We start from the raw sequence: 415 nt of genomic DNA on the forward strand, positions 1-415 counted from the left end.
GTTGAAGATCCGGACGATCCGCGTGTCGACCCCGTGGGACCGGTGGTACGCCATGGTCATGGCCTCGGCGAACCGCTTGGCCTCGTCGTAGACCCCGCGGCTCCCGACCGGGTTCACGTGGCCCCAGTACGACTCGGGCTGGGGGTGGACCTGGGGGTCCCCGTACACCTCGCTCGTCGAGGCGAGGAGGAACCGGGCCCCCTTCGCCTTGGCCAGGCCGAGCGCGTTGTGGGTCCCGAGGGACCCGACCTTCAGCGTCTGGATCGGGAGCCGGAGGTAGTCGATCGGGCTCGCCGGGCTCGCGAAGTGGAGGACGTGGTCGACGTCGCCCGCGACGTAGACGAACGTCGAGACGTCGTGGCGGACGAACTCGAACCGGGGGTGCCCGACGAGGTGGGCGACGTTGTCGGGGTTC

1 protein-coding gene is annotated in these 415 nt (G+C 70.1%); it reads right to left on the bottom strand.

Annotated elements, in window-relative coordinates; all coding sequences use genetic code 11:
• The coding region (locus BSZ37_RS20935) for a GDP-mannose 4,6-dehydratase (protein WP_143537787.1) at positions 1-415 on the bottom strand (415 nt) is incomplete at both ends.

Origin of the sequence: Rubrivirga marina (assembly GCF_002283365.1) — a bacterium.
Lineage (GTDB): Bacteria > Bacteroidota > Rhodothermia > Rhodothermales > Rubricoccaceae > Rubrivirga > Rubrivirga marina.